The organism is Actinomadura sp. ATCC 39365, from assembly GCF_054392275.1.
The window spans coordinates 7,976,384-8,003,269 of the sequence record NZ_CP184335.1; the positions used below are offsets into that span (position 1 = coordinate 7,976,384).

28 protein-coding genes are annotated in these 26,886 nt (G+C 71.4%); 16 read left to right on the forward strand and 12 right to left on the reverse strand.

From position 1 onward, the window contains the following. Positions 1 to 43 precede the first annotated feature (43 nt). The 3 genes from ACNF49_RS38660 (at position 44) to ACNF49_RS38670 (ending at position 2,679) form a co-directional block, all read left to right on the forward strand. The gene (locus ACNF49_RS38660; protein ID WP_482940747.1) at positions 44 to 565 is read left to right on the forward strand and encodes a beta-class carbonic anhydrase; all 522 of its coding nucleotides are present in this window, start codon (positions 44 to 46) and stop codon (positions 563 to 565) included. 112 nt (positions 566 to 677) lie between these two features. Next, positions 678 to 1,415 (forward strand): helix-turn-helix domain-containing protein, encoded by a 738-nt coding sequence (locus ACNF49_RS38665; protein ID WP_482940748.1) that lies wholly within the window; start codon positions 678 to 680, stop codon positions 1,413 to 1,415. Positions 1,416 to 1,509: 94 nt separating this feature from the next. Then, entirely contained in the window at positions 1,510 to 2,679 is a 1,170-nt protein-coding gene (locus ACNF49_RS38670) for a cytochrome P450 (RefSeq protein WP_482940749.1), read from the forward strand. Here the strand turns inward: ACNF49_RS38670 and ACNF49_RS38675 are convergent. Beyond that, positions 2,669 to 4,144 carry an SDR family oxidoreductase gene (locus tag ACNF49_RS38675; protein ID WP_482940750.1) on the reverse strand — a complete coding sequence of 492 codons (1,476 nt, stop codon included), beginning with the start codon at positions 4,142 to 4,144 and terminating at the stop codon, positions 2,669 to 2,671. The genes ACNF49_RS38670 and ACNF49_RS38675 overlap by 11 nt on opposite strands. Positions 4,145 to 4,314: 170 nt before the next feature. On the opposite strand from ACNF49_RS38675, the gene ACNF49_RS38680 reads away from it, so the two are divergent. Further along, on the forward strand, positions 4,315 to 5,565 hold the full coding sequence (locus ACNF49_RS38680; protein ID WP_482940751.1) for a cryptochrome/photolyase family protein: 1,251 nt from the start codon (positions 4,315 to 4,317) through the stop codon (positions 5,563 to 5,565). 15 nt (positions 5,566 to 5,580) lie between these two features. On the opposite strand, the gene ACNF49_RS38685 is transcribed toward ACNF49_RS38680, so the two are convergent. The 3 genes from ACNF49_RS38685 to ACNF49_RS38695 are packed head-to-tail and all read right to left on the reverse strand — an operon-like array spanning position 5,581 to position 6,640. Continuing rightward, positions 5,581 to 5,847, reverse strand: a complete 267-nt coding sequence (locus tag ACNF49_RS38685) for a DUF3303 domain-containing protein (RefSeq protein ID WP_387676102.1) — start codon at positions 5,845 to 5,847, stop codon at positions 5,581 to 5,583. Continuing rightward, a complete protein-coding gene (locus ACNF49_RS38690) occupies positions 5,847 to 6,242 on the reverse strand; it encodes a hypothetical protein (protein ID WP_482940752.1) in 396 nt (131 codons plus the stop codon). Before ACNF49_RS38690 ends, ACNF49_RS38685 begins: the two co-directional genes overlap by 1 nt. Further along, positions 6,239 to 6,640 (reverse strand): rhodanese-like domain-containing protein, encoded by a 402-nt coding sequence (locus ACNF49_RS38695; protein ID WP_482940753.1) that lies wholly within the window; start codon positions 6,638 to 6,640, stop codon positions 6,239 to 6,241. The genes ACNF49_RS38690 and ACNF49_RS38695 overlap by 4 nt, the downstream gene beginning before the upstream one ends. A 98-nt stretch (positions 6,641 to 6,738) precedes the next feature. On the opposite strand from ACNF49_RS38695, the gene ACNF49_RS38700 reads away from it, so the two are divergent. From ACNF49_RS38700 to ACNF49_RS38715, 4 genes are all read left to right on the forward strand, one after another. Further along, positions 6,739 to 9,213: an ATP-binding protein gene (locus tag ACNF49_RS38700; RefSeq protein ID WP_482940754.1), complete on the forward strand. Its 2,475-nt coding sequence runs from the start codon at positions 6,739 to 6,741 to the stop codon at positions 9,211 to 9,213. A gap of 77 nt (positions 9,214 to 9,290) precedes the next feature. Next, on the forward strand, positions 9,291 to 9,830 hold the full coding sequence (locus tag ACNF49_RS38705) for a SigE family RNA polymerase sigma factor (RefSeq protein ID WP_357971230.1): 540 nt from the start codon (positions 9,291 to 9,293) through the stop codon (positions 9,828 to 9,830). Then, on the forward strand, positions 9,827 to 10,705 hold the full coding sequence (locus ACNF49_RS38710) for a hypothetical protein (RefSeq protein WP_482940755.1): 879 nt from the start codon (positions 9,827 to 9,829) through the stop codon (positions 10,703 to 10,705). Before ACNF49_RS38705 ends, ACNF49_RS38710 begins: the two co-directional genes overlap by 4 nt. Continuing rightward, a complete protein-coding gene (locus ACNF49_RS38715) occupies positions 10,687 to 10,962 on the forward strand; it encodes a hypothetical protein (RefSeq protein WP_482940756.1) in 276 nt (91 codons plus the stop codon). The genes ACNF49_RS38710 and ACNF49_RS38715 overlap by 19 nt, the downstream gene beginning before the upstream one ends. 22 nt (positions 10,963 to 10,984) lie before the next feature. Here the strand turns inward: ACNF49_RS38715 and ACNF49_RS38720 are convergent, their stop codons facing one another. Further along, positions 10,985 to 11,572 (reverse strand): helix-turn-helix domain-containing protein, encoded by a 588-nt coding sequence (locus ACNF49_RS38720; RefSeq protein ID WP_482940757.1) that lies wholly within the window; start codon positions 11,570 to 11,572, stop codon positions 10,985 to 10,987. Between the two features lie 134 nt (positions 11,573 to 11,706). Between ACNF49_RS38720 and ACNF49_RS38725 the strand changes: the two genes are divergently transcribed. Then, on the forward strand, positions 11,707 to 12,528 hold the full coding sequence (locus ACNF49_RS38725; protein WP_357971233.1) for an MBL fold metallo-hydrolase: 822 nt from the start codon (positions 11,707 to 11,709) through the stop codon (positions 12,526 to 12,528). Positions 12,529 to 12,571: 43 nt separating this feature from the next. Here the strand turns inward: ACNF49_RS38725 and ACNF49_RS38730 are convergent, their stop codons facing one another. Further along, complete coding sequence (locus ACNF49_RS38730; protein WP_482940758.1) at positions 12,572 to 13,501, reverse strand: zinc-binding dehydrogenase; 930 nt, start codon at positions 13,499 to 13,501, stop codon at positions 12,572 to 12,574. Between the two features lie 76 nt (positions 13,502 to 13,577). Here ACNF49_RS38730 and ACNF49_RS38735 point away from each other — a divergent pair, with 76 nt between their 5' ends. Further along, the gene (locus ACNF49_RS38735) at positions 13,578 to 14,219 is read left to right on the forward strand and encodes a TetR/AcrR family transcriptional regulator (protein WP_482940759.1); all 642 of its coding nucleotides are present in this window, start codon (positions 13,578 to 13,580) and stop codon (positions 14,217 to 14,219) included. Positions 14,220 to 14,244: 25 nt separating this feature from the next. On the opposite strand, the gene ACNF49_RS38740 is transcribed toward ACNF49_RS38735, so the two are convergent. Continuing rightward, complete coding sequence (locus tag ACNF49_RS38740; protein ID WP_482940760.1) at positions 14,245 to 14,802, reverse strand: TetR/AcrR family transcriptional regulator; 558 nt, start codon at positions 14,800 to 14,802, stop codon at positions 14,245 to 14,247. Between the two features lie 134 nt (positions 14,803 to 14,936). Here ACNF49_RS38740 and ACNF49_RS38745 point away from each other — a divergent pair, with 134 nt between their 5' ends. After that, positions 14,937 to 16,388, forward strand: a complete 1,452-nt coding sequence (locus ACNF49_RS38745) for an MFS transporter (protein WP_482940761.1) — start codon at positions 14,937 to 14,939, stop codon at positions 16,386 to 16,388. Positions 16,389 to 16,595: 207 nt separating this feature from the next. On the opposite strand, the gene ACNF49_RS38750 is transcribed toward ACNF49_RS38745, so the two are convergent. After that, positions 16,596 to 17,039, reverse strand: coding sequence for a WD40 domain-containing protein (locus ACNF49_RS38750; protein ID WP_498703296.1), 444 nt, complete (start codon positions 17,037 to 17,039; stop codon positions 16,596 to 16,598). A 176-nt stretch (positions 17,040 to 17,215) separates the two neighbouring features. Here ACNF49_RS38750 and ACNF49_RS38755 point away from each other — a divergent pair, with 176 nt between their 5' ends. Then, positions 17,216 to 17,701, forward strand: coding sequence for a hypothetical protein (locus tag ACNF49_RS38755; protein WP_357971239.1), 486 nt, complete (start codon positions 17,216 to 17,218; stop codon positions 17,699 to 17,701). 16 nt (positions 17,702 to 17,717) lie between these two features. Beyond that, the gene (locus ACNF49_RS38760; protein ID WP_482940763.1) at positions 17,718 to 18,269 is read left to right on the forward strand and encodes an NUDIX hydrolase; all 552 of its coding nucleotides are present in this window, start codon (positions 17,718 to 17,720) and stop codon (positions 18,267 to 18,269) included. 99 nt (positions 18,270 to 18,368) lie between these two features. Here the strand turns inward: ACNF49_RS38760 and ACNF49_RS38765 are convergent, their stop codons facing one another. Both ACNF49_RS38765 and ACNF49_RS38770 read right to left on the reverse strand, forming a co-directional pair. After that, positions 18,369 to 19,112, reverse strand: coding sequence for a GNAT family N-acetyltransferase (locus ACNF49_RS38765; protein WP_482940764.1), 744 nt, complete (start codon positions 19,110 to 19,112; stop codon positions 18,369 to 18,371). A gap of 102 nt (positions 19,113 to 19,214) precedes the next feature. Beyond that, on the reverse strand, positions 19,215 to 19,772 hold the full coding sequence (locus tag ACNF49_RS38770; protein ID WP_482940765.1) for a GNAT family N-acetyltransferase: 558 nt from the start codon (positions 19,770 to 19,772) through the stop codon (positions 19,215 to 19,217). Between the two features lie 320 nt (positions 19,773 to 20,092). On the opposite strand from ACNF49_RS38770, the gene ACNF49_RS38775 reads away from it, so the two are divergent. Next, a complete protein-coding gene (locus tag ACNF49_RS38775; protein ID WP_498703297.1) occupies positions 20,093 to 20,404 on the forward strand; it encodes a MarR family transcriptional regulator in 312 nt (103 codons plus the stop codon). 257 nt (positions 20,405 to 20,661) lie between these two features. After that, positions 20,662 to 21,513 (forward strand): polyprenyl synthetase family protein, encoded by an 852-nt coding sequence (locus ACNF49_RS38780; RefSeq protein ID WP_482940766.1) that lies wholly within the window; start codon positions 20,662 to 20,664, stop codon positions 21,511 to 21,513. Positions 21,514 to 21,517: 4 nt separating this feature from the next. Here ACNF49_RS38780 and ACNF49_RS38785 read toward each other — a convergent pair whose 3' ends face one another. Together ACNF49_RS38785 and ACNF49_RS38790 are read right to left on the reverse strand one after the other, a co-directional pair. After that, entirely contained in the window at positions 21,518 to 22,831 is a 1,314-nt protein-coding gene (locus ACNF49_RS38785) for a hypothetical protein (RefSeq protein WP_482940767.1), read from the reverse strand. An 87-nt stretch (positions 22,832 to 22,918) separates the two neighbouring features. Beyond that, positions 22,919 to 24,577 carry an RDD family protein gene (locus tag ACNF49_RS38790; protein ID WP_482940768.1) on the reverse strand — a complete coding sequence of 553 codons (1,659 nt, stop codon included), beginning with the start codon at positions 24,575 to 24,577 and terminating at the stop codon, positions 22,919 to 22,921. A gap of 284 nt (positions 24,578 to 24,861) precedes the next feature. On the opposite strand from ACNF49_RS38790, the gene ACNF49_RS38795 reads away from it, so the two are divergent. Further along, complete coding sequence (locus tag ACNF49_RS38795; protein WP_482940769.1) at positions 24,862 to 26,682, forward strand: M4 family metallopeptidase; 1,821 nt, start codon at positions 24,862 to 24,864, stop codon at positions 26,680 to 26,682. Positions 26,683 to 26,886 lie beyond the last annotated feature (204 nt).

Consider the following 26,886-nt stretch of genomic DNA (forward strand, 5'->3'; position numbering starts at 1 on the left):
ACTATGACCGCGGGCCGCGGCACGTGACAGGAGGGCGTCCCCCATGAGCGTCACCGACCAGCTGATCGCCAACTCCGAGCGCTACGCCGCCGCCTTCGACTCCGGCGACCTGCCGCTGCCGCCCGCCCGGGGTGTGGCCGTGGTGGCCTGCATGGACGCCCGGCTCAACGTCTACGGCCTGCTCGGCCTGCGCGAGGGCGACGCGCACGTGATCCGCAACGCCGGCGGCGTCGTCACCGCCGGCGAACGTCGCAGCCTGGCCATCAGCCAGCGTCTCCTGGGCACCCGCGAGATCATCCTCATCCACCACACCGACTGCGGCATGCTGACCTTCACCGACGACGGATTCAAGCACGACATCTACCAGGAGGTCGGCGTCAAGCCCGACTGGTCCGCCGAGGCGTTCCAGGACCTGGAGGCGGACGTGCGCCAGTCGGCCAGGCGCATCCAGGCCGACCCGTTCATCCCGCACAAGGACTCCGTCCGCGGGTTCGTCTACGACGTCGCCACGGGCCGGCTGAACGAGGTCAAGCTGGACGCCGGCCCGCAGGGCTCGTCCGACTGATCGGGTGCGGATCCGGCGTGCCTCGCCGGGGCCTGCGCCTGTGGCGCTCGCCGGGCGTCCGCGGCCCGGTTAATCGGTGGCGGGCGCGGCGGTCGCCGGGTTGACTGCACGGGTGACCGCGTTGCCCGTGCCCGCCGACCTGGCCCACCTCGTGGCCGGGAGTTGGGTGCTGGCCGGCGACACCGTGCCGCGAGGGTTGCCGTACCCCGCCGTCGACCTGCTCGTCATGCCCGACGGAGAGTGCCGGCTGGCCGGTCCGGAGACGCGCGTCCGGCAGGGACGGCTGCCCGGGGGCGGGCCCCTGGTCGGAGTGCGGCTGCGACCGGGAACGGTGACCGGGCTGTTCGGGGTGGCGGCCGACGAGGTGCCACTGGCCGGGACGCCCATCGACGTCGGGCAGCCGGTGGGGGCGCCCATCGACGTCGGGCGGCCGGACGGGGCGGTGGGTGAACGGCTGGCCGGGGCGCTGGCCCTGGTACGGGCGCGCGCCGGCCGATGCCGGGTCGACGAGCGGGTGCGCGTCGTGCTGGCGGCGATGCACGCGGCGCCAGGTGCGCCCGTGGAGCAGCATGCCGCCCGGGCCGGGCTGTCCGAGCGGCAACTGCGGCGGCGGTTCGGGGCGGCGGTCGGGCTGCGGCCCAAGTCCTACGCGCGGGTGGTGCGGCTGCACCACGCGCTCGCCGCCGCGCGCGCCGCGCTGGCCAGGGGCGAGCGCCCCGACTGGGCGGCCATCGCCGTGCGCAGCGGCTGCTACGACCAGTCGCACCTACTGGCCGAGTTCCGGCACGCGGTGGGCGCACCGCCGACCACGCTGCTGCCGGATGGCCGCTTTCTCCAAGCACCGGCGTAGCCGCCGGACGGGCGCTTCCTCCAAGCCCTGGCGCTGCTGCCGGATGGCCGTTTTCTCCAAGCCTCGGCCAGCCGGGGGCCAACACACTCGACGCATGACCGATGACGTCGTCAAGGAGATCCTCGACTGGTACCGGCAGACCGCACAGGACGGTCTGGCCGGGGACGGGGTGCGTTTCGCCGAACCGTTGCAGAGCTGGCTGGTGCACGGCTACCCCGAGGTGAAACAGGTGCTCACCGACCACCGGACGTTCTCGTCCGACGAACTGCGCCACAGCGCGCAACCCCCGCCGCACCGGGACAACCCGCTGCTCGGCAGCCTGTCGGCGATCGACCCGCCCCGGCACCACCTGCTGCGCCGGCTGGTCAGCCGGGCCTTCACGCCCCGTGCGATCCAGTCGTTGCTGCCCTCGATCACCGACACCGTACGGACGCAACTGGCCGGCGTGGACGGCGAGCTGGACGTGATCGACCGGCTCGGTCATCCACTGCCCGTGCGCACCATCGCCGCGCTGCTCGGCGTGGAACCGGACCGGCAACCGGACTTCGTGCGCTGGACCGAGGCGATCACCTCCTTCGCCGGCGCGTTCAGCGAGGACCCGGCGCGCCGGGCCGCGTTCCGCGCCGCGCGCGCCGAACTGGCCGCGTACTTCGGCCAGGTGTTCGCCGAGCGCCGCGCCCGCCCCCGGGGCGACGTGATCGGCACCCTGCTGGCCGCCGAACCGGACGGCAGCCGGCTCTCCGACGAGGAACTGCTCGACTTCTGCACGCTGCTGCTCGTCAACGGCCACGAGACGACCAGGACCCTGCTGGTCAACACCGTGTTGTGCCTGGCGGCCCACCCGGAGGCGCCGGCCCGACTGCGTGCCGCCCCTTGGCTGGTGCCCGCCGCCGTCGAGGAGGTGCTGCGGTTCCTGCCCCCGATCGGCGGCACCGACCGCTTCACCACCGGCCCGGCCGACATCGCCGGACACCCCGTCGAGGCCGGCCGGCGGGTGGTCGCCATGGTGCTCTCGGCCAACCGGGATCCCCGGGTGTTCGCCGAGCCGCAGGAGTTCCGGCTCGACCGGAGGTCCGACGAGCACCTCTCCTTCGGCCACGGTGTGCACTTCTGCCTCGGCGCGCACCTGGCCCGGCACGAGGTCGCGATCGCGGTGCACGCACTGCTGCACCGCTTCCCCGGTCCGTGGTCGCTGAGCCGGATCGCGACCGAGCGCACCCCGGTCGGCATCGACGTGCTCGATCTGGCGCTGGTCAGCTCGTAGCCGCGGACCGATCCCTGCGGCGGGCCGCGGCGGCCACGTTGACCGGCATCCGGCCGAAGATCAGGCCGTGGAAGGGCGAGATCGCCCACCAGTACAGATGGCCGAGCAGGCCGTGCGGATGAAAGATGGCACGTTGCGTGTAGATCGTCCGGCCGCCGGAGCGGGTGACGCCGAGCTCCAGCCAGGCCAGTCCGGGCAGCCGCATCTCGGCGCGCAGCCGCAGCAGCCGTCCGGGCAGCACCTCCTCCACCCGCCAGAAGTCGATCGAGTCGCCCACCCGCAGCCGGGCCGGATCGCGCCGGCCGCGCCGCAGCCCCACCCCGCCCACCAGCCGGTCGGCCAGGCCCCGCAACTGCCACGCCATAGGCAACGAGTACCAGCCGTTACGGCCGCCGATGCCCTCGATCACCTGCCACAACGCCTCCGGGGTGGCCTGCACGGCCAGGCTGCGGTCGTCCACGAACAGGCTGCCGCCCGCCCAGTCGGGATCGGTGGGCAGCGGATCGCTCGGCGCGCCCGGCGTGGACGCCGAGGACCAGCGCGTGGCGACGTCGGCCTCCTTGATCTTCATCAGCGCCAGCGACACCGCCCGGCGGAAGCCGACCAGCCCGCCCTCGGGGTCGGGTACGTGGCGGGCGATGTCGTGCTCGCCGCACACGGCCTCGTTGCGCAGCGACTCCACCAGCGGGCGCGCGATGCTCGCGGGGACGGGCGTGACCAGCCCCACCCACAGGCTCGACAGCCGGGGGGTGAGCAGCGGCACCGGGATGATCAACCTCGGCGGCAGCCCGGCCACCGCGGCATAGCCGTGCATCATGTCGGCATACGTGAGGACATCAGGCCCGCCGATGTCGAACCCCCGGTTGACCGTTCCCGGCGCATCCGCCCACGCCACCAGGTAGCGCAGCACGTCCCGCACCGCGATCGGCTGCGTCCGGCTGCGCACCCAGCGCGGCGTCGTCATCACCGGCAACCGCTCGGTCAGGTATCGCAGCATCTCGAACGAGGCCGACCCCGACCCGATGATCACCGCGGCCCGCAGCACCACCGCCGGGACCGCGCCGCGCAGGAAGATCTCCCCCACCTCGGCCCGCGACGACAGGTGCGGCGAGAGCCGCTCGTCCGCCGTCAACCCGCCCAGATAGACGATCCGGCGCACGCCCGCCTCGGCCGCCGCGGCCGCGAACGTGCGCGCCGCCAGGCGGTCCCGCTCGGCGAACCGGCCACTCGTCCCCATCGCGTGGATCAGGTAGTACGCGACGTCCACCCCGTCCAGCGCCCGGCGCGTGCGCTCGGCGTCGGTGGCGTCGGCCTCGACGGCCTCGACCCGTTCGGCCCATGACAGATCGCGCAGGCGTCCGGCCGAGCGCACCATGCACCGCACGTCGTGACCGGCGGCCAGCAGCTCAGGCGCCAGCCGCCCGCCGATGTACCCCGTCGCCCCGGTCACCAGGCACAATGCCATGCCCACGCACCTTCCCCGTCCCTCGGGCCTCATGCCGGAGCGGGCCGGTCATCGTCACGTCCACCAGCACTGCCGCCGCGCGCGTGCGGGCGCGTCCGGCGGGGCATCTGTGAGGCATGGGGGAGGTGCACGGTCGCGGCAGGCCGCGGAGGGTCGTGAAGGGACCGTCGATGGACACGTTGATCGTCCTGCTCAACAGGGACCTGCGGGTGCACGACCACCCGGCCCTGACGGCCGCCTGCGAGCGCGCCCGCGCCGTGCTCCCCCTGTTCGTGCTGGACGAGACCGTCCCTGCCGGCCGCCGCCGCGGCTTCCTGCTGGAGTGCCTGGCCGACCTGCGGGCGTCTTTGCGGGCGCGCGGCGGGGACCTGGTCGTACGGCACGGCGACGTCGTGACCGAGACCATGAAGCTCGTCCAGGAATCCGGAGCCGAGGCGGTCTTCGCCAGTGCCGACGTCAGCCTGCTGGCCAGGCGCAGGCAGGACCGGCTGGCTCGCGAACGGATCGCGTACGAGCTCTTCCCGGGGGTCACGGTGGTGCCGCCCGGCACGCTCACCCCGTCCGGGGGCGGGGATCACTACCGGGTCTTCACGCCGTACTGGCGCTCCTGGAGCCGGCACCGGCGCCGCCCCCTGCTCGCGGCCCCCGACCACGTGCCGACGCCCCGCGACCTCGACGCCGGGCGGCTGCCGGGCCCGGCCCGGCCGGAACCCGTGCCCGGCGGCGAGACCGCCGCCCGCGACCGCGCCCGCCGGTGGATCCGCCACGCCCTGCCGGGGTACGCCGACGGCCACGACGACCTGGCCGGCGACCGCACCTCCCGGCTGAGCCCGTACCTGAGGTTCGGCTGCCTGTCGCCGCTGGAACTGGCCCACCTGGCCGCGGGCAGCGAGCCGTTCGTCCGCCAGCTGTGCTGGCGCGACTTCCACCACCAGGTCACCCACGCCTTCCCGCGGATCAACCGGGACGACTACCGCCCCCGCGGCCACCGCTGGCGCGACGACGAGGACGCGCTGCAGGCCTGGCGGGAGGGCATGACCGGGCTGCCCATCGTGGACGCCGGCATGCGCCAGCTCCTGGCCGAGGGCTGGATGCACAACCGGGCCCGCCTCATCGTCGCCTCCTACCTGGTCAAGGTCCTCGGGATCGACTGGCGGGCCGGCGCCCGGCACTTCTTCGAGCACCTCCTCGACGGCGACGTGGCCAACAACTCGGGCAACTGGCAGTGGATCGCCGGCACCGGCAACGACACGCGTCCCAACCGCGCCTTCAACCCGCTGCGCCAGGCCCAGCGGTACGACCCGGCGGGCGACTACGTGCGCCGCCACGTGCCCGAGCTCGCCGCCGTGGCCGCCGCCCACGTGCACCAGCCGTGGCTGCTGGGCACTCCCCCGGCCGGGTACCCACGTCCGATGCTCTGACCGGCGACGTCCGGATCAGCCGTCAAGGGCGGCGGCGGTCGCGGCTCCGGGCACCACCGGCACGATCTCGAACTCCACGAGGTCCGACCACTCGGCGACCCAGCGTTGCAGGAGTGCGATGTCGTCACATTCCATGAGCTGGAAGCAGCGGCTCAGGTCGGCCGTCACCCAGCTGGAGACGAACACCAGACCTTCGCCGGTCATCCGGCCCTTCTCCCGGAACCGCCGGTAGACGGCCTTGGCGTCCTGGCCGCGGAAGCGTTCGATCACCATGAACAACATCAGTCCTCCGCCGGCTCCCCGTCCGGGACGGGCCGGAAGCCGGAGCACAGGATACGCAGCCAGGCGATGCGCTCGCCGGCGACGCCGTAGTAGACCTGCTGTTCGACCAGATGACGGGTGGCGCCGGTACGCACCTGGAGGCGGTAGGCGAGATGGTTCCGGTCGCCCACGCGGCCGGTGGCGACGTGCAGGAGACGTTCGATGTCGTCGCCGGGTTCGAACCACTGGCCGAGGATGATCCGGTCCACGACCTCGGCGGGGTCGTCGGCGTCCCAGTGGGCTCCGGGGGTGAGCGCCTTGAAGTCGACCGGGTCGCCGAGCAGGGCGTGCAGCGTGTCGCGGTCCTTGGCGGCCAGCGCCCGCGCGAACGCCGCTCCGAGCGCGTCCCCGTTCACCGGCGTTCCTCCTCGGCCTGGAGGGTCACGGGGCGGCCGTGCTCCTTCCAGGCGTTGAGCCCTCCGTCGAGGTGGGCGACGTCGGCGTAGCCGAGTTCCCGCAGCGCCAGGGCGGCGAGCGCGGAACGGCCGCCTGACGCGCAGTACAGGATGGTCGTGGCGGCGGGATCGAACTCGGGCCGATGGTGGGGACTGGCCGGATCGGCCCAGAACTCCAGCATGCCGCGCGGCGCGAGGACCGCGCCGGGAACCCTGCCGTCGCGGGCGATCTCGCCCGGTTCGCGCAGGTCGATCAGGGTCACCGTGCCCGACTCCAGGGCCTCGGCCACCTCTGCGACCGACAGGTTGCGTATCCGTGCGCGAGCGTGCGCGATCATTTCGGTGACGGAGCTTGCCATGCGCGGGTCCTTTCAGGAGGCTTCCGCCATCACACCTCATGCTCGAAGCCGGCACATCCGTGCTCAGTACGGAGCTTTTCTGGGGGATGATTCGCGTCATGAAGGACGCCGCGCTGCCGGAGGCGTTACGGTCCGCCGGGGTCACCAGGCGGGAGGCGGAGGTGTTCTGGCTGGTCGGTGACCGGCTGGCCAACCGTGAGATCGCCGACCGGCTCAGGCTGTCCGAGCGGACCGTGGAGAGCCATGTGTCGTCCCTGCTGCGCAAGCTCGGCCACCCGGCCAGGAGGGACCTGGTCGAGGGCGCGGCGCGGCTCCGGAGCCGGGCGCACACCCTGCCCACGCCGTTGTCGTCGTTCGTCGGCAGGGAGCGCGAGCTCCGCGACCTCGCCGGGCTGGTCGCCGGCGGCCGCATGGTGACCCTGACGGGCCCCGCGGGCATCGGGAAGACGCGCCTCGCCCTGCGCCTGGCCCACGAGGCCCCCGGGCCGGCTCCCGCGGTCCTGGTCGATCTGGCCTCGGCCGCGCCCGGCAGGCCGGTCGAGAGGGCGTTCGCCGACGCCCTCGGCGCGGGCGGCGACGGCAGGGACCTCGGCCCGCAGATCGTCGCCGCGATCCGGGCGAGCCCGTGCTGGCTGCTGGTCGACAACTGCGAGCACGTCGCCGACGCCGTCGCGGCCCTGCTGGCCGGGCTGCTGGCGGCGGCCGGCGGGCTGCGCGTGCTGGCGACCAGCCACGGGCCGCTGCGGGTGAGCGGCGAGGTCGTCTACCAGGTGCCGCCGCTGCCGGTTCCCGGCGAGGGCGCCGATCCCGGCGAGATCCTGGGCTGCGCCGCCGTCCGGCTGTTCACCGACCGCGCGGCCGCCGTCGTGCCCGGCCTCGCCGTCACGCCGGCCGACGCGGCGGTGCTCGCGACGATCTGCCGCCGCCTCGACGGGTTGCCGCTGGCCATCGAGCTGGCCGCCGCGCGCACCCGGTTCGCCTCACCCGGCGAGCTGCTGCGCCTGCTCGACGACCGGTTCGCGCTGCTGACCGACGCGCCGCGGCCCAACCGCCACCGCACCCTCGAGGAGGCCCTGCGGTGGAGCTACGACCTGCTGGACGGCGACGAGCGTCTCCTGCTGGACCGCTGCTCGGTGTTCCCGGGCGAGTTCGACTACGACACCGCGACGCTGGTGCTGGCCGCGCCGCCGCTCACCGGCACCGGCCTCACCCGGCTCTTCCCGCGCCTGCTGGACCGCTCGTTGATCTCCGCCCGGCGCCAGGGCGGGGACACGCGGTACCGCCTGCTCGACAGCGTCCGCCAGTTCGCCGGCAACAGGCTGGCCGAACGGCAGGAGTACGAGGAGATCCACGACCGCCACGCCCGCCACCATCTGAGGCACGCCGTGTCGCTCGCCCCCGCGCTGCGCGGCGAAAACCAGCCGGCGGCCCTGCGCTGGTTCGCCGACCGCTGGACCGACCTGCGGACGGCCATGGGACGCGCCCTCGACGCCGGCGACACCGCCGCGGCCTGGGGCCTGCTCACCGGCATCGGCACCGGATGGGAGATCCTCGGGGCCCGCGGCGAGCTGTTCACCTGGGTGAACGCGCTGCTCGACCGTCCGCTCCCGGACGGCTCCGCCGGGGTCCGCGCCGCGATCACGTCCTGCCTGCTGCTCTGCTACCAGGACACCGACAGGGCGCTGGAGCTGGCCCGCCGGGCGGCGGAGCACGCGGCGACCGAGGAGGAGCAGGCGTCGGCCGCCCTGGCGGCCGGCCAGGTGGCCCTCTACCGGCGCGGACACGCCGAGGCGGCCCGGACGCTCGACGCCGCGGCCGCGGTCTTCGAACGGCTGGGCGACGACTGGCATCACGCGCTGGCGTTGTCCGTGCTCGGGAGCATGGCGACCGACACCGCGACCGCGGTGGACCGGCTCCGCGCCGCGGCGGCCCTGTTCGGCCGCCTGGGCGACCACGTGAAACGCGCCAACTGCCTCAACCACCTCGCGGGCCGCCTGATCCGCGACGAGGTTCGCCTGGCAGAGGCCGAGACCTGCCTGAACGAGGCGCTCGACCTCGCCCTCGGCACGGGAAGCGACCACGAACGCCTGCACGCCCAGCTTCACCGGGCCCGCCTCACCCAGCAGCGCGACGACCAGGAGGCGGCGACGGCGCTCCTCACCGAACTCCTGCCGGAGTTCCACCGCATCGGAGACCTTCGCTGCGCGACCTACTGCCGTCTGGGGCTCGGCCGCGCGGCCGCCTCGCGCGGCGACCACCGGCGTGCGCGACACCACCTCCTCAAGGGAGCCGGCACCGCGATCTCCCTCAACGACCACAACCTGATCGCCGCCGGCCTGCGGCTGCTCGCCGAGACCGAACACGCCGCCGGCTTCCCGGCCCGATCGGCCCGGTTGCTGGGCGCCGCGACACCCGCCGGCCCCGGCGGTCCGGGCGACGGCCGGCTGCGGCGCGCGCTCCGCGCGGAGCTCGGCGAGACGGCCTTCGTCTCCGCGCTCACGACCGGCCGCGGAACGCCACCCGCCGAACTGCTCAAGGGCCTCATGGCCGCGGCCGCCCCGGGAACCGGGTGAGCTCCAGGCATCGAGCTTCCGGCCGGAATCATGCCGGTGTGACGCAACCTCCGCGGGTGCTCGCGCATGCAGAAGACATGCAGTTCGACATCACCCACGGACCGCCCCGTTCTCCGGCCGCCGCGGCGTCGGCGGACGCGGCGGTGACCGAGTTGTTCCTCGTTCACCGGCTTGCCCTGGTACGGCTGGCGTTCCTGCTGGTCGGAGACCAGGAGACCGCCGAGGACGTGGTCCAGGACGCGTTCGCCGCGGTGTATCGCAGGTGGAGCGCGCTGGCCGACCACGAACAGGTGCTGCCCTACCTGCGCACGGCCGTACTCAACGGATCCCGGATGGTATTGCGGCGCAGGGCGGTCATCGGGCGGTTCCGCGGCCAACGCGAGGTCCCGCTCTGGTCGGCCGAGGCCGCGGCGCTGCTGGGCGAGACCCGGCGGCAGGTGTTCCAAGCGGTCCGGGATCTGCCGCGGCGTCAGCGCGAGGTGCTGGTGCTGCGTTTCTACCTTGAGCTGTCGGAGGCGGAGATCGCCCAGGTGATGGGGGTCAGCCGCGGAACGGTCAAATCGACGGCGTCCCGTGCGCTGCGGACGCTCGCCGCCGAACTGCAGGAGGAACGATGACCCGTAACATCGAGGACCGGCTTCGCGACGCCTTCACCGCCGGCGCGGAACTGGTGTCACCCGAGAGCCTCGCACCGGTCGCCTCCCCTGCCCCGGTCCAGCGGCGACGGGGCCTGCGCGGGCTGCCGATCCTGGCCGCGGCGGCGGTCGCCGTCGTCCTCACGGCGGTCGTGCTGGTCTCGAACCTGATCGCCGTGCCCGCCCCCGTGTCGAACCCCGCGCCGCACCCCGCCGACGGCAACGAGGCACTGCGCCGCCTGGCGGCCCGCATCGCGCGGCTGCCGGACGACCAGGGCGCCTACTGGCACAGGTCGCTGCTGAACAACAGCCTCATCCGGGTACGAGCCGGAGGACGCACGTTCAACGCGAAGGTCTCCTCCAAGTCGGAGCTCTGGCTGCCACGCGACCCCAAGGATCCCGTGCAGACGCAGAACGGTGCACCGATCCTGAGCCCCGACACTCCGGCCGACGAGCGCGCCTGGCAGGCCGCGGGATCGCCCGGCAAGGTGCAGCGGGTGTGCACGCCCGGCACGAGAGCCGCCGACTGCGTGCAGCTGCCGATGCTCGCGAAGGACACGGCCTGCCAGTACACCCGCGACGTCGCGCCGGACCACGGACCCGGCGCCACCGCGCTCGGCGATTACACGCCGGCCCAGATCCTGGCGCTGCCCGCCGACGAGAGGGGGCTGCGGGAGTGGCTGAGGGCCGAGGCGGCCAAGAAGGACAAGGGCGCGACGCGGCCGCTGGAGGAGGTCATCGCCGGCTCCCGGTTCCTGCTGTCGAAGCCCCTCCGCCCGGCCGTCCGGGCCACCGTCCTGCGCCTGCTGGCCGACCTGCCGACGACCGCCGTCCGGGGGTGGTCAGGGACCCGCTAAGCCGCGAGGGCCTGGCCGTGGACTTCGGCAAGGGCAAGCGGTACTTCAGGGAGTTCGGCGAGGACGACGAGGTGATCGAGGACCATACGACCGTCCTCGACCCGGCGACCGGCGAGATCCTGGCGGAGGTCACCAAGGCCGGAGAGGACACCGTGGGCCTGTCCAAGGGACAGACCGTGGACTCCCAGACCTGGACGCCCACGACGGGCTGGACCGACGACCGCCCGGAACGCCCGCGGAACTGCCGTCGCCTGTAGCCGGAGGGTGCTTCAGGGCCGATCAGGTTCGGCGTGAGATGAACATGATGTACTCGCAGGGAGCGTTCGTCCGGTTGGCGAAGCCGTGGTCGGCGTCGGCCTGGAAGAACAGGGAGTCGCCTGTCTCCAGGGTCTCGTTGATCCCGCCGATCGCGACGGTGAGACTGCCTTCGAGCACCAGGAGCTGTTTCTCCGTACCCGGCGGATAGGCGGGCAGCAGCCCGGTGGACACCTGGGCGGGGAGGTGGTGGAAGACCATCTCGGCTCCTCCCGCGCCCGGGGCCGCGGACACCATGTGCCGCTCGAAGCCGGTCTCCGGGTCACGGAACACGGGACGATGGTTCCTGCGCATGACGACGGCCACGCCGGACGCGGCCCCGGCCGGCGCGCCGATCAGGTCCGAGAGCGACGCGTCGAGCGCGTGGGCGATCCTGGACGCGACGCCGATCGTCGGGCTCTTCTCACCGCGTTCGACCTTGGACAACATCGCCCGGCTGACCGACGACTGCGCGGACAGCTGCTCCAGCGTCAGGCCCGCCTCCTCGCGACGTCGCCGCACGTTGACCCCGAACGCGCCGGCCAGGTCGTCACCGTGCTGTGGTTCGTCCACGTTTCCGTCTTTCTCGACCACCGTGCTCCTCGATCGATCGGTACCTCGCTGTCCCACATTGTAGGGTTTCTTCTAAAGGAGATAGAGTCTTCTATCGAAGATGGGCGATGCGCGCCCGACACGACGGAGGTTCCATGCGTTTCATCTCGAGTGGCCGGCTCCATGCCACGTTCGAATTCGGCGAGCTGCAGGTGATCTCGCTGCGGGACGGGTACATCGACATGCCGCCCACACGGCTCCGCGACGAGGACGGGCGCACGCTCGGCGAGCTGCCGGCCGCCGTCCCGCTGGCCGGCGACAACCTGCGGCTGTCGGTCAACGCCTTCTACGTCACCGACGGCACGCGGTCGGTTCTCGTCGACACCGGCGCGTCCAACGCCTGGCACGACCCCACCATGGGGCTGATCTACGACGCGCTCGACGAAGCGGGGGTCGACCGCGCGGACGTGACCGACGCGGCCATCACCCACAACCACGAAGACCACGTGAGCGGCCTGATCGCGCCGGACGGCTCAGAGGCGTTCCCGAAACTCGAGCGCGTGTGGATCGGCGCGGGCGACACCTCGGTCTTCACCGGGCGGCGGCTGGAGCCGATCCGCGACCGGGTCGTCCCCGTGTCGGAGAAGGTGGCGATCAACGAGTGGGCCACCGCGCTCCCGACACCGGGCCACACCCCCGGGCACACCGTCTACGAGATCAGGAGCGACGCCGGCCACCTTCTCGTCTGGGGCGACACCGTTCACGTCCCCACGCTCCAGTTCGACCGGCCGAAGGTGTCCTGGGAGCTCGACGGCGACCAGCCCCAGGCCCGCGCCGCGCGGGCGGCACTGCTCGAACGACTGAGCCGGCCGCACCACTTCGTGGCCGGCGCCCACCTCGACTCCCCCGGCATCGCCCGCGTGACCCCCTCCGGCGAGGGCTACGCACTGGAATACCTCGCCCCACCGATCGGCTGACCGGGCACCGGCCCACCCGAGCACTTACTCCTCCAGCCTGCTCTCACCCCAGGTCGAGCACAGCCTTGCCGTGCACGCGGCGGTCGAGGAGGGCGGTCACCGCCTCGGCGGCGTCGTCCCAGCCGCCGCGCCAGGTGATCTCCGGGCTCAGCGTGCCGTCCGCGACCTGTCCGGCCAGCCAGGTCAGGTCGCGGTGCAGGCCGTGGCAGTAGAGCAGGTGGAAGGTCACGAGCGAGCGGTCGTGACGGTCGGCCCCGCCGAACAGCGCACCGAACGGGAAGCTCTCGCCCTCGCCGGTGGAGTGGCCGACGGCGACCAGCGTGCCACCCTCGGTGAGCTGGTCGAACGCCTCGACCAGCGGAGCGCCGCCGAGCATGTCCAGGACGCCGTCGAGTCGTCCGCCGCTCTCGGCGGGGGCGGCGACGACCTCGTTCGCGCCGAGCGCGCGCAGCCCGTCGCCGTGCCGGTCCGGGTCGCCGGTGGCGGCGATGACGTACGCGCCGCCGAGCCGGGCGAGCTGCACGGCGTACCGGCCGACGCCGCCCGTCGCGCCGGTGATCAGGACGCGCCGCCCCAGGATCGGCCCGAGGCGGTCGAGCGCGCGCAGCGCGGTGGCCCCGGCGACCGGGATCGTGCTGATCGCGCCGGGGTCCGCGCCCTGCGGCACCACCCCGATCCGGTCGGTCGGGACGGCCCGCAGCTCGGCCCACCCGCCGTCCCAGCCAAGCGTGACCACGGGCGTGCCCGCGGCGGGCCCCGAGCCGTCGGCCGCGGCCTGGACGACGACCCCCGCGGCGTCCCAGCCGAGCACCGTGCCCTCGGGCGCCTCCTGAAGGGCGTGCCTGACCTCGCCGTAGTTGAGCGACGTGGCGGTGACGCGGACCAGCGCCTGGCCGGGCGCCGGCACCGGGTCGGGCGCCTGGCCCACCCGCAGGCCACCGGGAACGGAACGGTCGACGATCAGAGCGCGCATGACGACATCCTCCAAAGTGCCACTGAGTGGCATAAGCCTATAGGAGGCATATGCGCTCCGGATACACTGGGGGACGATGACCGCCGACCTGCTGCCGCTCCGCGAGCGCAAGAAGCTCAAGACCAGGGCCGCCCTGGTGGACACCGCACTCGCGCTGTTCACCGACCGCGGCTTCGACCAGGTGACCCTCGACGAGCTGTGCGCGGAGGTCGAGGTCTCCAAGCGCACGTTCTTCCGCAACTTCGCCAGCAAGGAGGAGGTCGCCTCCGCCCCGCTGGAGGCACTGTGGACCGCGCTCCTCGACGACGTCGAGCACGCGCCGCTCGGCGGCCGTCCCGTGCTGGAGGTGCTGCAGGAGGCGATGCTCGCGGCGGTGCGGCGGATGTCGGCGGAGGGGCCGGAATGGGTGGCCCGCGTGCGGCTCAGCCAGGAGCTGTCGCAGCGTACGCCGTCCATCGCCGCGCACGGGCTGCAGTTCTGCGACCGCACCAGCGCGGCCTTCGAGACCACCCTGCGCAGGCGGCTCGGCCTCGGCGACCGCGACCAGCGGCCCAGGCTGGCGCTCGACCTGCTGGTGGCGGCCTTCCACGCCGCCCTGCGCGGCTGGACCACCGCCTCGCCGGAGCCCACGCTCGACGACCTGCTCGCCGAGCTGCGTACCGTCTTCGCGGCCGCGCCGGAGGCGGCGACGTTCACCGGCGACGAGCCGGGCCACTGAGCCCCGCCTCATTGGACCGGCAGGGTCAGACGTGCTCATCCACCCCGCGGTGGAGCCCGTCGAACATGACGGCCAGAAGCTGATCACGGTGTACGGGGGTCCGCTCCACCGCCCAGGCGACTGAAGCGATCAGGGAGAAGAGCGCGGACGCGTCGACATCGGGCCGGATCACCCCTGCCCCCTGGGCCCTGGTCAGCAGTTGCGCCCCGGCGGCCTTGACGGCCTGGCAGGTGGCGTGGAGTTCGGACGCGGGGTCGGCGAGGCTGTCGACGAGGGCGTCGACCAGGCCGCGATAGGCCATGGCGTGCTCGACCGCGGCCGTCATCCAGGTGAACAGAGCCTGACGCGGGGACGGTGAGGCGAGCAACTCGTCCGAGCGCGCCTGCAGACCACGCAGGCTTTCGCCCAGCAATGCCTCCAGCAGCGCCTGGCGGGTCGGGAAGTGCCGGTAGAGGGTCACGTTGCCGACGCCGGCGGTGCGCGCGATGTCGTTCAGGGAGGCGCCGACGCCGTGCTCGGCGAACGCCGTACGGGCCGTCGTCAGGAGCCGCTCGTAATTGCGCCGCGCGTCTTTGCGCCCCACGGGCCGAGCCTGCGTCGATCGATCCACCACCGCAACCCTCCACACATTTGCCAAAACGAGGAATCTCCTCATATCTTAGCCCACCGAAAGCGAGGATCCTCCTCGTTTATTTGGACACCATGCTGAGGAGTGCCATGACCGAGCACAGCACGCACGTGGCGAGAGCGGGATCCGGACCCGCCGGTGCCGCCCGACACCAGCGCAACCCCGGCCTGGCGCTGGCCATCGTGCTGATCTGCCAGACGATGTTCATCCTGGACACCAACGTGGTGAACATCGCCCTCCCCGACATCCAGCACGACCTCGGCTTCTCCGCGACCGGCCTGTCCTGGGTGCTCAACGCCTACATGCTGGCCTTCGGCGGGCTGCTGCTGCTCGGCGGTCGCGTGGGCGACATCGTCGGCCAACGGCGGGCGCTCATCGGCGGGGTGGCCGTCTTCACCCTCGCCTCACTGGCCGGAGGGCTGGCCACATCGGCCGGGATGCTGCTGGCGGCCCGGGCCGGTCAGGGGATCGGCGCCGCCGTCGCCGCACCGACCGTGCTCGCCCTCATCACCGTAGGCTTCCCGGACCCTGCGCGCCGGGCGCGGGCACTGGGGGCCTACGCGGCGGTCTCCGGCTCCGGCGCCGCGATCGGCCTCATCGCCGGCGGCATGCTCACCGACTGGATCTCCTGGCGGTGGGTGCTGTTCGTCAACGTGCCGATCGGCATCGTCCTGCTGATCCTGACCCCGCTGTTCATCACCGAGACCGATCGCCACCCGGGCCGCTTCGACCTGGCGGGTTCGCTGACCTCGACGCTCGGCATGACCGCGCTCGTCTACGGCTTCATCCGCGCCGCCGAGCAGGGCTTCGGCGACGCGATCACGCTCGGCGCGCTCGGCGTGGCCGCCGTCCTGCTGGTCCTGTTCGTGGCCGTCGAGTCCCGTGCCCGGCAGCCGATCGTCCCGCTGCGGCTGTTCGCCGACCGCAACCGCGCCGGCGGCTACGTCGTGCTGCTGTTCGTGCTGGCCGCGGGCAACGGCATGTTCTTCTTTCTCACCCAGTTCCTGCAGCAGGTCCGCGGATACAGCCCGCTGCAGGCGGGATTCGCCTTCGTGCCGCTGGCCCTGGTGATCCTGGCCTCGTCCGGCGCGGCGGCCCGGCTGCTGCCGCGCCTGGGCGCCAAGACGCTGATCGCCGCCGGCGCCGCGGCGATCAGCCTCGCCCTGCTGTGGATGACGCAGCTGACGCCCCAGACCGGCTACGCCTCCGCGCTGCTCGGCCCCATGATGATCGCCGGTCTTGGCATGGGCACCTTGCTGGTGGGAGCCACCACCGTGCTGTCCTCCGGGATCCGGGCCGAGGACGCCGGCGCCACCTCGGGCCTGCTCAATGTCATGCAGCAGATCGGTGGCGCGCTGGGGCTGGCCATCCTCGTCACGGTGTTCGGCGCAGCCACACGCGCTTCGCACGGCCCGGCCCACCAGGTCCTCACGGAGGGGGTCACCGCGGCCTTCACCGTCGCCGCCGTATTCACCGCCGGCGCAATCCTCCTGGCCCTGACCATGAAGAACCGGCCCGCCGCAGAGGAGCTCACTCCATGACGACGGTCGCCTTCCGGTGAAGCTCCAACGCCTCAAGGGGCGGCGATGACTCGCTGGTCCGGTAAGTGGTGAAGGTGATCCGCCGATGGTCTGCAGCGCAAGCAGGCTGGTCATCTCAGGCGACGGCCGCGCCGGGCGTTGGGCGTTCTTGTCCGCGAAGACGGACCGAGTGGCCCTGTGCGGACGTAACCGATGCGAATCCAAGCCTCATCGGGCGTCACCGCCGCAGGTGGGCTGGAAGGGGTGACCCGGGAAATAGGTGGCCCAGTCCTCAGGCGTGAGGCCTCCGCCTGCCCGTTGGCAGATGGTGGCGGTCGCAGCCGCCGGGGTGAGGTCGAAGCGCTGGAAGGGGACGTGCTCGGCCGCGACGTAGAGGGTGTTGTCGTGCAGGGACATGGCGAAGATCCAGCTGCCGGGAGTGATGATGGGCGCTCCCATAGGTTGCCGGGTTTCGGCGTCCCACAGCTGAACTGCGCCGTTGCCCATCCCGACGGCGAGCACGCGCCCGTCCGCAGAGAAGGCAAGGGCGCTGACGTCTGCGGCAGAGATCGTGGATGTGAGAGTGCCGAGGTAGCGTCGGACTCCGCCATCCCAGAGGGCGGGCGCTGACGCCGGGCGTCTGAGGCTCTGTGAGGGAGCCTCCAGCCTCACCCAGCTGAGCCCGCACTGCGTCTTTGCCGACGCCGCCAGCAGGGTAGGTAGCTACCGTACGGCATCGATCGATTGCAGATCGTAGCGAGCGCGGATATGGCACCGTCCACCGAGACGTGGATGCCAAGCCGAGTGGCTGCTGCCGCGCGAGGTAAAGCTCACAAGGAGAGGGCATCATGGCTACCAAGACAATTGACGTTGCTTTGGCGTCCATTCACAACGTAGGCACGCGAAGTGTCGCGCCAAAAGGTGCCCTCACCGCCAGAATCGTCCGCGCCGTAGACGACGAACAGACCTTTGAGGCCGAATCTCTATATCTGCACCTGAACCTCGAAGAGCCGTTGCATCCAAGTGGGGCGACACGCATCAAGCCAGGCGAGAGCCTCACCTACAACGTTACGAAGCGGCTTACAGTTTCACACTTCGAACAGGAGACCGAAGGGCATCTCAACCAAATGCTGGTATTCAACCAGGGCCTGGAAGAACATATAGCGTTTCTGAACGAGGACCTTCCTTATCAGGGCTCCTTCAACCGCAAGGTACGCTTTGACGAGATCAACGGTTTCCAGACGATCGAGTGCGACTATCATGCCTTCACGCAAGATGTCGACGCCAAAATCCTGGTGACCTATACGGTGAACCTCGTTTCTTCGTCCGGGTAACCATAAAGTTGGGCGTGTGGGTGATGTCAGGGTCGGTGAGTGGACGCAGACGGGTGAGCTGGACGAGCCGGCCGGGTTCTTGAAGGTTCGTGGCCGCCGGTACCGCTACCCAGACGGCAGCGAGGACGTGTGGGACATCCTCGTGGGCGGCGCGACCGTCGCGATCGTCGCCGTCACCGACGACGAGCAGGTGGTGCTGGCCCGGCAGTACCGGCCGGGGCCTGGGCGCGTACTGCTGGAGTTGCCGGGCGGAAACGCGGACGGAGACGAGCCGGTCGAGGTCACGGCGGCTCGGGAACTGCTGGAGGAGACCGGCTACGAAGCTGCGACACTCGAGGTGGTCATGCAGACCTTTCTGGCGTCGTACGCCTCACATCGCCGCCACGCGGTCCTGGCCCGCGGGTGCCGGAAAGTCGCTGAACCGAGACTGGATGACGCCGAGTTCATCGAGACCGTGCTGATGCCGGTCGGCGCGTTCGTCCAGCACGTGCTCAGCGGGCAGATGACCGACACCGACATCGCCTTCGCGGGGCTGGTCGCCGCCGGATACCTGAAGCCGACCAGGTGACTGTCCGTGCGCGCTGCTGAGCGCCCGCACGGGCGCCGCGACGGTGATGATCCGTCCGGCCATGATCGGCGGAAGCGGGCGGGCTCGGGCTGATCCCGATCAGCTGCCTGCGGCGACGCCGAACAGGTCGAGGCAGCGAGTCAGACCTGTCACCTCCACCGGGCCGCGGGAGCGTCGTTTCCACGCGGCGGCGTCGATCGCCATGAGGTGCTGCACGAGGCGCTCGCCGTCCTGGGCGGAAACCTTGTGGCCATTGTCCTGATAGCCGAGTTTCCGCGACACGGCCTCGGACGCGAGGTTGCCGGCGACGTATGCCGTCCGTGCTTCGGCCGCGCCGAGGTGGGTGAAGGCCAGCTCGAGCACGGCCATGCGGGCCTCGGTGCCGTACCCCCGGCCCTGATGGGCCAGGCCGATCCAGGATCCGGTCTCGACGGTCCTGGTGATCGCGAAGTCTGTCGCCCACATGCTCTGCACGCCGATGGCGGTACCGTCCAGGCGGATGGCCAGGTGAAGGTCCCAGCTGTCGGGTCGCCAGTGGGCCAGTGCGCGCCAGTGCCGCTGCAGGAGTCCCCGTTCCCGTTCGGGAGACGAGGCGTACAGGAAGGACTGCTGGAAGCGGGCCTGGCCGGGTGGCTGGATGGCGGCGGCCGCGTCGAACAGATCCGCGAGGTCAGCGGAGGTGGGGACGGCGAGTTCAAGGCGTGCGGTGGCAAGGCGCAATCCGAGCAGCGGCCACACCGCCACCAGTGCGGTGTCGTGGCACCCGTGGTCCGCCTGAACGTCGTCGTCCGTGGCCCGTTCTCCTGAATGCGGGTCCTGGCCTCGGTGTCCGCTGCCGGTCACGTCGCCTCCTCTCGCACGTTGGCGGCGATGTGCTTCGAGGATCGCATCGCGGGACGCGTGCCACCAGGAAGTGCCCCTCCGCCGTGACGGACTCCGGCTCGATCAGCCGGACGCCGCCTTCCACTCGGGAGCCAAGATGGAGTGGACGACCGAATCCCGCCACCCGCCGGTCAGCTTCAGGTGCCCGCGGATGACTCCCTCCTCGACCATCCCCAGCTTGCTCATCACCCGCCCGGACGCCTCGTTGAACGGGCTTCGCGCGCCCCAGATGCGGTGGATGCCGAGCTGCTCGAACCCGAGCCGCAGGAGCAGACGTACGACTTCGGCGCCCAATCCCTGACGCCACCGGTCCGAGCGCAGCGCGAACCCGATCTGGGCACTGTTCTGCAGCGGGTGTCCGAAGTCGATCGAGATGCGCGCGAACGCCACCAGCTCGCCGTCCGGCAGCACCGCGGCGAGGCAGTAGTCCGTCCGCGGGTCGTTCCGGGCCGTCTCGATCACGCCGGCTATGGTGCTCTCGACCTGCTCACGGTTGCGGGGCTCGAAGCTCATGTGCTCGGTGACCCGCGGATCGCCGTAGACGGCCAGCAGCCCGTCAACGTCTGTCGGGACGAACTCCCGCAGGGCCAGCCTCGGGGAGGAGATCGTGACCGGGTACATGAACGCCGACCCTACTGGCCCGGACGGCCGGTCCGTGCGGCTCGCAAGCCTTCCGGCATGGACAGAGTCACGTGCTGGCGGACGTGTCCATGCACCGGATCACCTGCTCGGGCACATCCCGTCCGAGAAGCAGCCGAGCGAAAGAAGCCGCGGCCCGCGACGAGCAGATCGGCTGTAGTCCTCGCCGGACCAGAAGCTGATCCGCTCCAGCCAGGAGACGTAGCCGATCGCCTCGGTGTCCCGTTCGGTGAGCAGGCAGGTGACCTCCGGGCGGGCCGGCAGCTGCCTACGAAACCGCGGCCCTGGAGCACGGGCTGAGCGTGGCGCAGGCCTGCGTGCTGGGGCGGCTGACCAGGCAGGTCGGGATGCGGGAACTGGCAGACGAGCTCGGTTGCGACGCGTCCAACATCACCCAGATCATCCGCCGGCTCGAGGCGCGCGATCTCGTCCGCCGTCGTCCTCACCCCGACGACCGCCGCTCCCGGCAGATCGTCCGCCCCCCAGCGGAACCAGCCTCTACGCCGCCTTCGAGCAGTCCTTCGAGTTCGCCCGGTCCGCCACCGCCCCACGAACAGGACCAACTGACCACCCTGCTCCGCAAGGCCCTCGACGGAACACGAGAACCCGCTTGAGGCGTGGCGGGCGGCAGGGCAGGAGCTCCTCGGTGAGACGAAGTGGCGACACGCTCTCGCAGCCGTATAGCTCGACCGCGCCAGCGCCTTTACTATGTAGATCAAATTCTGTCGGCGCCACATGGACGTGCCGGCCAGGACGACACACCGGCCCGCAACCCGCTCCCCCAGACACTGACCGCTTAACCTGCGGAAACAGCATCACACACCACGTCCATGGACGTGACCGTGCCCGGGAGAGAACGGAGCTGCCTGACGTGCCTGTCGCCCCGTCCGGACCTGCCCGTACCGCCGAGCAGATCCTCGCCGACACGGCGCGGATCACCGATCCGGCGCTCATGCGCGTGGTGAACCGCCTGCCGTCACCGCTGCGGGAGAGCGGCCCGGTCGAACGCGGCCTGCCCGCCGTCGTCGCCGGCAACCTGCTCATGAACGTGGCGACCCTCCACGACGACATCATCGACCTGGAAGCCCAGCGCCGCGGCCGGCCCACCGTGCCGGCTGCCTACACCACCGGGCACGCCATCATGGCCGGTGACGCCCTGCTGGCCCTGGCCTTCTCCCACCTGGGCGAGCACCCGCACCCCCGTACCCGGCAGGCGCTGCGGACGATGCTCGATGGCTGGCTCCAGCTGTGCGCGGGCCAGGTCCGCGACGAGGAGCACGAGGGCCGCTGCGAGACCAGCCTCGACCAGGCCATCTCCGTGCAGGCGGCCAAGACCGCCGAGGGCGTGCGGGCAGTGTGCTGCCTGCCGGCCCTGCTGACCGACGCCTCCGGCGCGCAGGTGGAGGCCGTCGGCCGGTTCGGGTTCCATCTCGGCATGGCGGTGCAGTACCACAACGACCTGTCGGACCTGTGGCCGGCGGAGCAGCTCAGCCGGTCCCGCTACGGTGACGTCCGCCGTCGCAAGATCACGCCCACGGTCGCGGACCTGATCGACCGGTGCGGCGGCCGCGCCTGGACCCGTGAACAGAACCACGAGCACATGCGCCTGGCCCTCCAGAGCCTCCAGGAAGCCGACCCGCCGCCGGCCGTCCACCGCGACGCGGTCGCCCTCGCCGACATCTACCTGGTGGGAGATGCCGAGCCCACGCCCGCCCACACCTGAGCCGTCAGTGCGGCATGTCCAGGCCGGCGCTCTCGGCCGCGGCCATCGCCGCGGTGACGAACTGTTCGTACGTTCCCATACCGTTCTTCAGGCCGAAGAGGTCGGTCTGCCGGTACTCCACGACCACGTGCGACGCCTTGTACGGCGTCGTCTTCTGCCCCATGGAGTACGTGAACCATTCCGCCGGTCGCCCGGGGAAGCCCTCGTGCGCGGGGTAGCCGCGAGGCGGGGACATCGCATCGTAGGCGATGCCGCGCGGGCCGTCGCCGCTCATGTGGAGGGCCAGCGTCTCGTTGCCCTGGCCGGGGTCGCCGGCCTGGATCGACCGCAGCCACCAGAAGAGGCTGAGCTGGTTGTCGTACGTCTGCCGCCCGCCCAGACCGTACGGCCGGGGGCACACCCGGGAATCCTTGTCCCCGTCGGACAGGGCGTTGACCATGGCGTCGAAGGCGGACCGTTCCACCTCCGTCAGCGCGTTCATGTAGACCGAGCGCAGGTTCGTCCGCGGCAGCAGCGCGAAGCCCGCCTTCGGCCCGTCGCCGGAGGTGAGGTTCTGGTGGGCGAAGACCCACAGCATGTACTGGATCAGCGTGACGAACCCGATGAGGTTGGCCGTCTGGTGGCGCCCCCGCAGCCATGTGCCCACCCGGTCACTCGGATCGAAGCCGAGCATCCCCAGCCGGTCGGGCAGCTCCGCCAGCGGCACGTCCGGGGTGGCCTGAGCCGTGCCGTGGACGAGGTCCCTGCCGGCGGTCAAGGCCAGTACGTCGCCCTTGGCGTAGACGGTCGTCATCACCGGGTTGCCGGCGAGGTTGAAGTCGCACCTCTTGATGGGCGCCGCCAGGGACACGGTGATGATGTTGCCCACGTTGGTGTTCGGCACGAAGCGCAGGTCATCGGTCGGCTGGACGTCGTCGTAGGTCCTCAGGTGCCCCTGGGCCACGCGCACGGCCTGCATCTTGGCGCTCGTCCGGATCCTGCTCGACCGCCTGGAGCCGGTCGTCGCGTCGCCCTCCTGCTCGTCGGTCCGCAGGAACGTGTCAGGAAGCTTGGTGGTGTCGGGGGAACGCCCCGTCAGCAGGGTCAGCAGCTCGCCGATGAAGACGAGCTGACGGCGCAGGGCCGCCCACGTCGTCACCGATTCGGTGATGATCTCGACGTCGCCGCCGTCGGACTCGATGACCACCCCCGGGTCCTGCCAGGAGCAGACCCGTCCCTTGGACGGCAGGGCCTCCTCGGTCTGCCAGCCGTTCTTGGAATCTGCCAGAAACCTCAGCTCGTTACGCTGGAACTGCCATTCGAGCCCGATCCTGGGCATGGGCGCCTCCTGGGGATGTGTGTGGCCTCCCCTCCCGAGCGGGTCCGGCGTGCCTCAGATACGTGCCGATGGGTGGAGTTCCTTACGTCACCGGCTCCTCAGGCTGCCCGGTCTGTCGGCCACGAGGGTCCCGGAGAGCCGGTCGTGCAGACTGCGCCCGGCGGGGTCGAGCAGGGCCCACAGCCCGTCCAGAACCAGCAAGGCGATCCCGGCCTGCGGGACGAAGGCGAGCAGCGGGAAGACCAGCGCCCGCGCGGCCAACCTGCGCCACGCCGGCCGGCGGCCCGTACCGGCGGTGACGATCCGTACGCGCATGACCAGCTTGCCGACCGTGTGCCCGCTCGACGCGTAGAGGAAGACCGACAGCAGGACGAGCAGCCGCTCGTCGTCCGGGAACATCCTCTCCCACCAGATCGAGTCCAGCAGCCCGTGATCGAGGGTCAGCGCGTCTGTGACGCCCAGCCTGAGCAGGGTGAGGAGAATCGTGATCACGACCAGGTAGTCGATCAGCAGCGCCGTCACCCGCCGCGACGACCTCGTTCGCACCGGCCGGTCGGCGGAGGGCATCCACCGTGCGGCGACCAGCATCAGCACGGCCGCCACCAGCAAGGACGCCGTGAGCCAACCGTCCGGCACCTGGACGCCGTTCTGCACGAGCTCGCCGTCCACGTAGAGCACGCCGACGTCCCGGATCCCCGGCGCCGGGCAGCAGAGGTCCGTGTCGAAGCGAAGGGTGAGCAGGAGCTGCCGGGCGACCGCGATCGCGGCCAGCAGCCCCGCCACCCGCCGGCCCACGGGAGCAGGGCTCCGCAGGCCGACGCAGGCCAGGACGGCGATGACGGGCACACCCCAGACGATCGCGAACTCCACCACGCGACCGGCGTCGCCGCGCAGCGTTTCCAGGACGGGCCTGAGCACGCCGGAGCCGGACATGTGAGGCGCCCACTCGGCTGGCACGGCCTCCCAGGACTGCCAGGTGGGAAAGGAGGCAGCGGCCACGGCCGCCGTCCAGATCAGCGAGATCCACGGCGGGACCGTGGATCGCCGGGGAAGGCTCGCCACCGCGGCAGGACGTGCCGCGAGCCGCCGCCTGAGCAGGACGTAGCCGATCAGCGCCGGCCAGAACAGCAGCCGGGCGGGCTCGTCCAGGAGCTCCTCGAAGCTGAGCCAGCGCAGCAGGCCGCTGTGCGTGCCGACCGCCCAGCCGTCGGTCAGAACGACGGCGAGGGTGACGACGTAGGCGACGACGAGGTAATCGATCAGGAACACCGCCCCCGTCCGCCAGATGGGCGTGATGGCGGGCTCCTGGTCGGGGCCCGGCGCGTGCGTCGCGAGCAGCACCAGCGCGGCGGAGATCAGCAGGGCGTTCTCCACGGGCCCCCAGGAGCCGATCACGGCCTGGAACCAGTCCAGGCCGAACGGTTCGAGCAGCTCGCCGCACGGCCCGTCGCCGCTGTACCAAGGGGTGAGCGGGGTCGCGATCGCGATCAGGACGAGGAGCCCCGCGGCCCGTCTCCCGGCCGCCGCCGAATGCCGGTGGCCCAGGGCGGCGAGCACGACGAGCGCCGGGAGTCCCCAGGTCGTCAGGAGTTCCGTCAGCGTGCCGAGGTCGCCGCGCAGCGGCAGGAACGGCGAGATGTGCTCAAGATCCCCGATCCCGCCCATGCAGACGTAGGGCTGCGACTCGAGGTCTTCGGGCTGCCAGGCGATCCAGGTCGGGTAGGCGGCAGCGGTCAGGGCGGCCACCCAGACCAGTAAGGCTGATCGCGACAATCGGGGCTCCAGTTCGTTCGGCGCGACAGCCTAGCGATGATCTTCAGGCGCCGCACGGAAGCGGCCCGCGCCCGGCCGGGCGCTGCCGAGCCGGGAGCTCGCCTCGGCGCTCGAATCCCGGCTCGGCCAATTACAGCCCATAACGGTGATAAATCCCGATTTTTCTGCCCATTTACCTCGATATTGACCTCTTGTAGTTCATCAACTCAAATGCAGGTGACACATCCATCGCTCGCCGGCGCAAAAGGAGCGACCCCATGAGAAGCAATGCCGTGTTAGCCCTGGTCACGGGTGCCGCCTGTGTGCTCGTGGCCACTTCGGTCCCCGGCTCGGCGAACGCCTCCAAAGGCGATCCCGCCGACCTCCTGGTGAAGGCCAGGCCCGCACTGCTCCGCAGCTCGCCCGAGGACGCGTACGTCCGGCAGAGCCCGATCGAAGGAAAGGGCGGCCTGCGCTACACGCCCTACACCCGCACGTACGCGGGGCTGCCCGTCTACGGCGGCGACTTCGTCGTGGTCAGCGCCGCCTCCGGCGAGGTCCTGAGCACCTCCGTCTCCCAGGACAGCCCCCTGGACGTGGCCACCACGCCCAGGCTCAGCGCGGCCGAAGCGGCCCGGGTGGCCAGGAGCCGGCTGCCCGAGGTCTCCTCGATCGCCACGCCCCGGCTGGTGGTCATGGCGCAAGGACGCGGCCGGCTGGCCTACGAGGTGCTCCTCCACGGCGCGATCGGCGGCAGGGAGAGCAAGCTGCACGTCTTCGTCGACGCGCTGACCGGCGCGGTCGTCCTGAAGTCCGACGAGGTCAGGGAGGGGGTGGGCAACAGCTACTACAACGGCAACCCGGTCACCATCGGCACCATGGGGACCGGCTCCTCCTTCGCCATGATCGACCCGGTACGGCGGAACGTGCGCTGCGGCGGCCAGAACGGCTCCGCCTACACCGGGCCCGACGACAACTGGGGCAACGGCACCGGCACCAACTTCGAAACCGCCTGCGTCGACGTGCTCTACGCGATCGACACCGAGTGGGACATGCTCAGGGCGTGGCTGGGACGCTCCGGCTTCAACGGCGTCGGCGACGGCTACCCCGCCCGCGTCGGCCTGAACGCCGTCAACGCCTATTGGAACGGCAACTACACCGTCTTCGGCCACACCTCCGACAACCTCCGCCAGCTCACCGCGATGGACGTCGTGGCGCACGAGTACGGCCACGCCGTCTTCGCCACCACGCCCGGCATCGACCTCGGCGACAACGAGAAGGCCATACTCAACGAGTCCACCGGCGACATCTTCGGCGCGCTGACCGAGCAGTACGCCAACCAGCCCGCCACCCTCGACCCGCCGGACTACACGGTCGGCGAGGAGGTCAACGTCGACGGAACCGGCCCGATCCGCTACATGTACAAGCCGTCGCTGATCCCCGGTCACCCCGACTGCTTCAGCAGCGCGGTGCCGTCGATGCCGCCCGATGTCGGGGCCGGCGTCCAGAACCACTGGTTCTACCTGCTGGCCGAGGGCAGCAACCCGACCAACGGCCAGCCGCCCAGCCCGACCTGCGACTCCTCCTCCATCGTCGGGCTCGGTGCGCGCAAGGCGGGCCAGATCTACATGGGCACGCTGCTGCGCAAGACCACTTCCTGGCCGCACACCATGGCCCGCCGCGCCTCGCTGCAGGCGGCCCTGGACATGTTCCCCGGGTCGTGCCTGGAGTACAACACGGTCAAGGCCGCGTGGAACGCCGTCCGCGTGCCCGTCCGCGCCGGGGAGCCGTACACGTGCGACTTCTCGGTCGCGGTCGACCCCACCGCGGCGGCCGTGCAGCCCGGCCAGACCGTGAGCGTCACCGTCAGCAGCGCCGTCGTCTCGGGCGGCCCGCAGCAGATCTCGCTGTACGCCAGGGGGCTACCGGCGGGCATGACCGCCTCCTTCAGCCCGGCGAGCATCACCACCGGCGCCACCTCCACGCTGACCGTCACGGTCGGCGCGAGCACCGCGTCCGGCACCTACCCGATCACGGTGCTGGCCGACGGCGTCGCCCTCGACCACACGGCCACCCTCACCCTGACCGTGGCTCCATGAGCCGATGAGGCCGCCGCGGGGGCTTCAGCGACCTGACAGTCAATTCGGCCCGGCGCGCCGGAAGTATGCGCCGGGCTCATTTTCAAGGCCGTTGAAAGGGCCTATGCCTAACGTTCTGCGCGGGCCGTCATCTACCGCAAGGAGCGACATGAGGTTCATCGCAGCAACCACCGCCACGATGGTGCTCGCCTCCTCCCCGGCCGC